The organism is Roseinatronobacter alkalisoli, assembly GCF_028745735.1.
Taxonomy (GTDB): Bacteria; Pseudomonadota; Alphaproteobacteria; order Rhodobacterales; family Rhodobacteraceae; genus Roseinatronobacter; species Roseinatronobacter alkalisoli.
This window is the reverse complement of the sequence record NZ_JAQZSM010000063.1, coordinates 1-7,315: the sequence shown is the minus strand read 5'-3', so window position 1 is coordinate 7,315 and position 7,315 is coordinate 1. Positions and strand designations below refer to the sequence as shown.

Sequence of the window (7,315 nt, the reverse complement as noted above, 5' to 3'; positions counted from 1 at the left end):
CCGAGAAGACCGCAGGCCGACCGGGGTTGCCATCCTGCGGAGCGAGCCAGGTCATGTCCTTGTCCAGCCAGATCAACAGAGAACCGCGCTTGCGCAGCGATGCAGTGTAGCTGGACCAGTTCGTCGTCCGGTCGGGGGTGGGTGATGGCTTGCTCATGCAGCCTATCTAACTCCATGGATTCACAATGTTAATCCTCGGGGAGCAGAGTTATGCAACAACGCCTCACCGCTTGGCACCAGTTGCAGATTCCCGGAAAGTGCGGCGTCGTAGTTCACTGTTGAGCCATCGGCAGCCTTTTCGGCAAAGAACATCGCCTTGTGCCGTGCGACTGCTGCCGCGAGCGCTCGATCTTCGATGGCCACGGCGGCCGGCATTGCCAAGTTGTTGTCCGCTGGGTGCAGTGGTCTGTGCCTCGTGCATTCATGCGGTCATTTCATGGGTATAGCCGACTCACAACCCGAAGGCATCAGCACGGGCGGGGCGATAGGACGTGGCTGCCAGTCGGTAGCGGCGGGGTTTGAAGATCGTATTGATTTGGTCATGTGCGGCGAGAAAGCGCTGTGCCTGGCGTGGAGACTTGAAGCGGCCCATGATCTTCTCCCGCCTTCGGGTAGGCCTGTGGCTGCCCTCGATCCGGTTGTTGAGGCCTTTGTGAGCGCGGTGGTCCGCATTGGGCGCCAGACGCGCAATCGGCTTGATATAACTGCGCAGCTTGTCGGTGATGACGACCCTCGGCTGACCAAAGCGCGCGATCAGCCGGTTCAGGAAACGCCATGCAGCCTAGGCGTTGCCACGGGTCTGAACCAAGATTTCAAGCGTGTCCCCATCAGCATCGACGGCCCGCCAGAGCCATTGTTTCACCCCGTTGATCAAGATCACGACCTCGTCCAGATGCCATTTGTCATTTGGTCGGGGACGGTCCCGGCGGATGCACGCGGCGAAATACACACCAAAGCGATTAACCCGGCGGCGGACGGTTTCGCGGCTGACGATGACGCCCCGCTCTGCCAGAAGATCCTCAACATCTGCCGTGCTGAGGGCAAACCTGTGGTAAGCCCAAACAGCGTAGGCGACGATCTCGCGGGGGAAACGAAAGCCTTTCAGGCGCGGAAGAGAGGATGCTATCTTCATTCCAAAACACCTAAGCCAGTCACGCAACGCAAACAACTTGGCAATGCCGGATGAACGCTATGTCCAGAAACAACTGGGCCATGCCAGCGCCGAAATGACCCGCCGCTACCAGCGCCGCCGCGACCGCTTCCGCATCAACCTGACCAAAGCGGCGGGGTTGCGCCCCCCTGCCCTATCGCAGGCGTCTCAATGCCGCTGTATCGGTGTATAGGCTACTGGCCTTCCGAAGCGTGGCGCGAACGCCCACGCCTCAAACACCTGCAATTACTTAGCAGCCTGCGGCCTGCGTGAAACCACGGCCAGTGTGATTTTCATCAACCCTAGCGCAATCAGGACAACTGCCATGATACACACGGAAAAGGCCGCCGCTTGTGTCGCAAACCCGGCCTGATCCAGCCGCAACACAGACACAGCGCCAACACTTAGCCGCGGCGTTATCAGGAATATCACTGCCGAGAGGGTCACCATCGAGCGCATGAACAAGAAAAAGAACACGGCAACCAATGTCGGCAGCATTACTGGCAGAACGACATCGCGCAACCCCTGCAGCGTGTTTCCACCAATGCATGTCACCGTTTCTTCCAGCTGGGCGGGAACCGCACGAATGCCTGTCACCATCGTCAGGAAGCCCTGCGAATGGTAGTGATAGAAATTACACAGCGCAATCAGAAGGGTCGTACCATAAAGCATGCCTGGCACTGCACCCGCGACATTGAACGACAGCACATAGGCAAGGCCCAGCACCAACCCCGGCACACCAACCGGCACGATTGCCAATAGATACACCGCCTTTGCCATACCCCGCCCCAGACGGCGCTGGGATACAACCAGCATAAACAGCATAAGCGTGCCGATCGCGGCGGCCTGAGTCGATACAATCAGCGAAACCCATAGCGGCCCATAGCCGCCCTGTGCTGTAATGTTGTAGTTGCGCAAGGTCAGGTCCAGCCGGTATGGCCAAAGCGTGACAAAGCTGGCATAAACCACTGTCGCCACTACCGCGATCAGAAAAAATGCCGTGCCATAGCCAAGAATGCCCAAGGGTATGTCACGCAAAATCCGCCTGTCCGGAGCAACCGGCATAGCGCCTTCGGTCGCGCCGCTGGTGTGGCGCTGCGCGGCAACCTTCTCGATATAAAAGGCCATAAGCGTCGGAATAAGCAGCAAAATTCCGATTACTGCCCCCATGTTGAAATTCATCTGACCGACAACCTGCGCGTATATCTCTGTCGCCAAGACACGGTAGTTGCCCCCAATAACCGCGGCATTCCCGAAATCTGTAATCGTGACTGTAAAGCAAACAAAAGCCGCACTCAGCAGGCCGAAACGCGCATTCGGCAGGGTGATATCCACGAACCGCCGCCACGGCGTTGCGCCAAGCATCATGGCCGCGTCATATTGCCGTGTATCGGACTGGCGCAACGACGCCTGAATGATCATCACGGCCTGTGGCAGCGCATACATGGAATTGGAAATAACCAATCCCCAAAGCCCGTATATTTGCAGGTTCCAGCCGGTGGCCTGACTGATCAGACCATTCCGCCCGAACAGGAATATCAACCCCAGCGCTTGAACAAGCGACGGGGCCAGAAGTGGCAACAGCAACGCAATCGAAATTACCCATCGTAGCCGTGCGCGGGTACGCTGAAGAAGATAGGCAATCGCAAACCCCAACAACACGCAAATCAGGGTGGTCAGGCCACTCATCACCAGAGAATTGCGGACCACACCCAGAATATGGCCCATTGACAGGACATCTATGTAATTGCCGAAGCCCAGATTGCCGTCGCGCTGGACAAAACTGCGCTGGACAATCAACGCAAGTGGGTAAAGGAAAAACAATCCAAGCCCGATCAATGGCACCCAAAGGCTGGTAAGATACAAGGTTCGCGCCAATGGCGGGATGACAAGTGGCTTGGCGCGACTGATCTTGCGAGGCGGCAGATGTCCTTGCGTCGAGCCGACTGTCATGCCTGCACCCAGACACCAGCGTCCGCTGCAACCGAAATGGCAACGCGGTCGCCAGTTTGCAGGGCCTGACTATGATGGCTTTCTGCCAGAAGGGTTGTTTCACCAAGATCGACGGTCAAACGCGTCACATTGCCCAGAAAACTGGCTTGTGTAATACGGGCTTGCGCGTCATCGGAAATAGATACCGAAATATCTTCGGGGCGCAGGGCCAGCAAATGCTGTGCGTCGGGCGCCTGACTGCCCAGTTCAGGCAATACCGACTGTGCCAGTTGCGGTGTCAGAAAATTGGAGATTCCCACGAAATCTGCAACGAACCTCGTGCGCGGGCGTGAATAAATTTCTTTTGGCGTACCGATCTGTTCGATTTTTCCGGCATTCATGCAAACGATCTTGTCAGCCATGATCAACGCCTCTTCCTGATCATGGGTTACCATAATTGTGGGAATGCGCAGGCGGCGCTGGACGTCGCGGATTTCCAAACGCAAATCATTGCGAACCCGCGCATCCAACGCAGACAGCGGTTCATCAAGCAACAGAAGGGCCGGTTCCACCGCAAGCGCCCTTGCAATCGCCACGCGTTGTTGCTGCCCACCGGAAAGCTGATAGGGATACCGCTGCGAGAAGGATTGCAGATGCACAAGCTCCATTAGCTTTTGCACCTTGGCTGTGCGTTCGGCAGGTGGGATTTTGCGAATACGCAGCCCATACCCGATATTTTCCGCCGCCGTCATATGCTGGAACAAGGAATAGGATTGAAACACAATCCCGAACCCGCGATTTTGCGCGCCAACGCTACTCAGGTCTTTGCCCGCAAGTTCCAAGGTGCCAGCATTATATGGCTCCAACCCTGCAATGATGCGCAGTAATGTGGTCTTTCCACAACCTGAAGGACCAAGAAGGCAAACAAATTCCTCGTCCCCGACATCCAGATTTACATCAGACAATGCCTGAAATTGGCCGTAGTATTTTTCAAGGTTCCGGATTTTCAACTGCATTGCGGCTCTCTGTGTTAGATCAGGCTTGTGGCGGCGCAGGAGGAACGCCGCCACTGGTCGGCTATCTGGCCCTGTCAGCGCCCGACCAATTCGCGCCAGCGCTCGATGATCGCGTCACGTTGCGCCCCTGATGTGGCAAAATCCATCGGGAACAACACTTCAGACAGATCATCCGGAAGTCCTGCCTGCGCCGCAAGCGGTGATCTTGGAACACCAGGCAAGGTGATCAAAGCCTTGTTTTCAGAATAGACCTGCGCTGCACTTTCCGACAATGTCCAATCAAGGAACCGGCGTGCATCTTCGGCATTGCTACTGCCGCGGATAAGGGCGTTTGCTTCAAGCTCAAATCCGGCGAAATCCGACGGGATAACCATTTCCAGCGGGAAGCCCTGCTCGATGCCCTGCATCGCCACAAAGGACAAAGAAGCCCCAACTGTGTATTCACCAACCTGCGCCATCCGGCATGGTCGTGACCCGGACGTAGTATATTGTGCCATGTTCGGGTCCAGATCCTGAATTAGTTGCCAGCCCGCTTCTTCTCCCGCGCCTTGCAGAATGGCAGAAATTTGCAGAAACCCTGTGCCGGATGATCCGGGGTCAGGCATGACAATTTCGCCCTCGAATGCAGGGTCGGTCAGATCGGCCCATGACTGCGGCATTGGCGCACCGATCTGTTCCAGTCTCATCGTATTGACACAAAATGCCCCCATGTAGCCAATCGGGGCAAACCAGCGATTATCGGCATCACGAAATTGCTCTGGCAAATCATCAATACTCTCAGGCGCATACGTGTCCAGAAGGTCATAAATTGCGGGATTAAGGATATTGGTGACGGCAAAGCCCCACAAGACATCTGCCTGCGGATTTCCCGCCTCAGCGATCAGACGTGCACCAAGATTACCCGTCGACAGACGCAGGACATTCACTGTCAGATCAGGCATCGCCTCTTGAGCGGCTTCAAGATAGGCTGCGATTTCCTCATCTTCCAGCGCTGAATAGACAGTTATTTCTCCCGAAATCGCGGGGGCAGCCAGCAGGCTGCTTACGACAAGCGATGCGGAAAGCCGGGTTCTGGTCTGTCTCATGTTGCGTCTCCTGTTGATAAGCTTGGAAATTCAGGATAACTCAGCTTGGAAAATGTGGCAATCTGTGTTTTTGTGTCAAAAATGGTTATTTTTAATCATCCACACAACGAGGAAATAGAAGATGGAAGCAACGCAGTATCCCTCGCTGGAAATTGCCGGGTTTGCGCAGGACGTGGCCCGACAGGCGGGCATGCTGGCCCTTGAATCGTTCCGCAAACCTGTTCCCGTTGAAACGAAAGCGGACTCCAGTCCTGTGACAGAGGCCGACCGGCAGACTGAACTGTTTTTGCGCGCGGCCGTTTCCGAACGCTTTCCACACCATGCCATCTGGGGTGAGGAATTTGGCGGTGCGTCTGAACCCGAGTGCCCGCTATGGGTCATTGACCCCATTGATGGCACACGCAGCTTTATCACCGGATCGCCGATTTGGGGCACGCTTCTTGCACTGTTTGATGGTGGAAAACCAAGGCTTGGCGTCATTGAAATGCCAGCACTCAACGAACGCTGGGTAGGGCAAAAAGAGACGGGCAGTTGGTTCAGTGACAAAAACACAGCCCCCAAAGCCTGCCATGTCCGGCCATGCAAAAACATTTCAGAAGCGCGGTTCTACACAACATCGCCAAGATACTTCACCACGAACGAACGTGGCGCAATCGAGCAGATTTGCGACAAGGTCGACATTGCCCGATTCGGGGGGGATTGCTATAGTTACGGAATGCTTGCATTGGGCCAGATTGATCTTGTGGTGGAAACCCGTTTGCAACCTTATGACTACCTTGCCCTTGTCCCCATAATTGAAGAAGCTGGCGGCATCATAACCGATTGGGCGGGCGCGCCGTTGGGGCTGCGCTCGGATGGGCGAGTTATTGCAGCAGCCACGCCCGATCTTCATGCCGCCGCGCTTGAGATGTTAAAGGTATAGTATCATGTGGCAAGAGGAACGTCGCCAGCGGCTGCGCGCACTACTGGCCACTTTTGGCGGCGTTTCTATCGATCGTGTGACCGAAGAATTCGGTGTCTCGCGCGAAACCATCCGGCGCGATCTGCTGGAAATGGAACAGGACGGCGAATTGAAACGCGTCAGGGGCGGGGCTATTCCACAAGCTGAACTGCGCGAACCGCCCTATGCGGAACGACAGTCAGTCCGCCTGCGGGAAAAGCGCCAGATTGCAGTGTCCGCAGCAAGCCTTGTCGAAGCCGGGCAGACCCTGATGCTGGATGCTGGTAGTACCACAGCCATTCTGTCGGAACGGTTGGCCCAGTTAAGCGGGATGACAATCATCACCAATTCAGTAGATGTTGCCAACCGCATCGGCACGCCCGATTCACTGCAGGACCGGCGCAACAAAGTGGTGTTGATTGGCGGCAGGTTTACGGTACAACCGCCCGCAACCTTTGGTGCCAGCGCAATCAATGAAATCATGCGATATCATGCGGATATCGCGTTTTTGTCGCCCTTTGGTCTGGATGCCCGCTCAGGCGCGACTAGCTATGACCCCGATGAGGCGGAAATCGCGCGCGCAATGGTGGCGTGCAGCAAAAAAACCATTATGCTTGCTGATTATTCCAAACTTGGTGTTGTAAGCCGCGTCTCATATTGCACCATTGACGCCCTCGATACCATAATTCTTGACAGAAGCGCTCAAACGCATGTCGAGATGGCAAACTTCAAGCAGAAGAATGCAAATATTGTTTTTGCAACCAAACGGACGGCATGAAGTCTGACAAACGGTCATCGTTTATTGGCGATGTATGAAACTGCAAAACGACTGTTTTGATGCCCCTGATCTGTGAATCAGCATGCACGCGTATCCACTGAGGATGTCAGATGCCAAGCAAAACCGACTTCTGTGTCAGATGACTGACCCAGCTCGCCGGTTCAGAGCGGTTGTTCGTGCTTGTCGCCGCGAAGGCGCTTTCCTCCTTGTCAGGTTTGTCGCCGCTGCAGATCACGCTGACAGCAGCCACAAACCTTAGACCAAGTGGACTTTCGCTGCGACTTTGTTAAAGCCTCGAGCCTTTAACTTGATCCATATCCTGCTTCGCAGCAGTAATTCCAGCATTCCTGCGGTGTGAACAGATCGCAGACTTCGGCGAGTGCGTCGAACATCTGGTCGAATGTTCTGGCCCCG

7 protein-coding genes and 2 pseudogenes are annotated in these 7,315 nt (G+C 55.5%); 3 read left to right on the top strand and 6 right to left on the bottom strand.

Annotated elements, in window-relative coordinates; genetic code table 11:
• From PUT78_RS22550 to PUT78_RS22540, 3 genes and pseudogenes are all read right to left on the bottom strand, one after another.
• Positions 1-157, bottom strand: a pseudogene (locus tag PUT78_RS22550) (IS5/IS1182 family transposase); the annotation flags it as partial.
• Positions 158-180: 23 nt separating this feature from the next.
• Positions 181-381, bottom strand: a complete 201-nt coding sequence (locus PUT78_RS22545; protein ID WP_274354489.1) for a hypothetical protein — start codon at positions 379-381, stop codon at positions 181-183.
• Positions 382-451: 70 nt separating this feature from the next.
• Positions 452-1,132 (bottom strand): annotated as a pseudogene (locus PUT78_RS22540) (IS6 family transposase).
• A 43-nt stretch (positions 1,133-1,175) separates the two neighbouring features.
• On the opposite strand from PUT78_RS22540, the gene PUT78_RS22535 reads away from it, so the two are divergent.
• Complete coding sequence (locus PUT78_RS22535; protein WP_420793554.1) at positions 1,176-1,343, top strand: hypothetical protein; 168 nt, start codon at positions 1,176-1,178, stop codon at positions 1,341-1,343.
• A gap of 53 nt (positions 1,344-1,396) precedes the next feature.
• Here the strand turns inward: PUT78_RS22535 and PUT78_RS22530 are convergent, their stop codons facing one another.
• From PUT78_RS22530 to PUT78_RS22520, 3 genes are all read right to left on the bottom strand, one after another.
• Positions 1,397-3,103, bottom strand: a complete 1,707-nt coding sequence (locus PUT78_RS22530; protein ID WP_274354488.1) for an ABC transporter permease subunit — start codon at positions 3,101-3,103, stop codon at positions 1,397-1,399.
• The gene (locus PUT78_RS22525) at positions 3,100-4,098 is read right to left on the bottom strand and encodes an ABC transporter ATP-binding protein (RefSeq protein WP_274354487.1); all 999 of its coding nucleotides are present in this window, start codon (positions 4,096-4,098) and stop codon (positions 3,100-3,102) included. Before PUT78_RS22525 ends, PUT78_RS22530 begins: the two co-directional genes overlap by 4 nt.
• 74 nt (positions 4,099-4,172) lie before the next feature.
• The gene (locus PUT78_RS22520; protein WP_274354486.1) at positions 4,173-5,183 is read right to left on the bottom strand and encodes an ABC transporter substrate-binding protein; all 1,011 of its coding nucleotides are present in this window, start codon (positions 5,181-5,183) and stop codon (positions 4,173-4,175) included.
• Between the two features lie 121 nt (positions 5,184-5,304).
• Between PUT78_RS22520 and hisN the strand changes: the two genes are divergently transcribed.
• Both hisN and PUT78_RS22510 read left to right on the top strand, forming a co-directional pair.
• Positions 5,305-6,105 carry a histidinol-phosphatase gene (hisN, locus tag PUT78_RS22515; protein WP_274354485.1) on the top strand — a complete coding sequence of 267 codons (801 nt, stop codon included), beginning with the start codon at positions 5,305-5,307 and terminating at the stop codon, positions 6,103-6,105.
• Positions 6,106-6,109: 4 nt separating this feature from the next.
• The gene (locus PUT78_RS22510; RefSeq protein WP_274354484.1) at positions 6,110-6,901 is read left to right on the top strand and encodes a DeoR/GlpR family DNA-binding transcription regulator; all 792 of its coding nucleotides are present in this window, start codon (positions 6,110-6,112) and stop codon (positions 6,899-6,901) included.
• Positions 6,902-7,315 lie beyond the last annotated feature (414 nt).

Excerpts from the sequence above, each read along its gene's own strand:
- PUT78_RS22525 (WP_274354487.1), bottom strand. The coding sequence starts at position 4,098 with ATGCAGTTGAAAATCCGGAACCTTGAAAAATACTACGGCCAATTTCAG.
- hisN (WP_274354485.1), top strand. The coding sequence starts at position 5,305 with ATGGAAGCAACGCAGTATCCCTCGCTGGAAATTGCCGGGTTTGCGCAG.
- PUT78_RS22530 (WP_274354488.1), bottom strand. The coding sequence starts at position 3,103 with ATGACAGTCGGCTCGACGCAAGGACATCTGCCGCCTCGCAAGATCAGT.
- PUT78_RS22510 (WP_274354484.1), top strand. The coding sequence starts at position 6,110 with ATGTGGCAAGAGGAACGTCGCCAGCGGCTGCGCGCACTACTGGCCACT.
- PUT78_RS22520 (WP_274354486.1), bottom strand. The coding sequence starts at position 5,183 with ATGAGACAGACCAGAACCCGGCTTTCCGCATCGCTTGTCGTAAGCAGC.
- PUT78_RS22535 (WP_420793554.1), top strand. The coding sequence starts at position 1,176 with ATGCCGGATGAACGCTATGTCCAGAAACAACTGGGCCATGCCAGCGCC.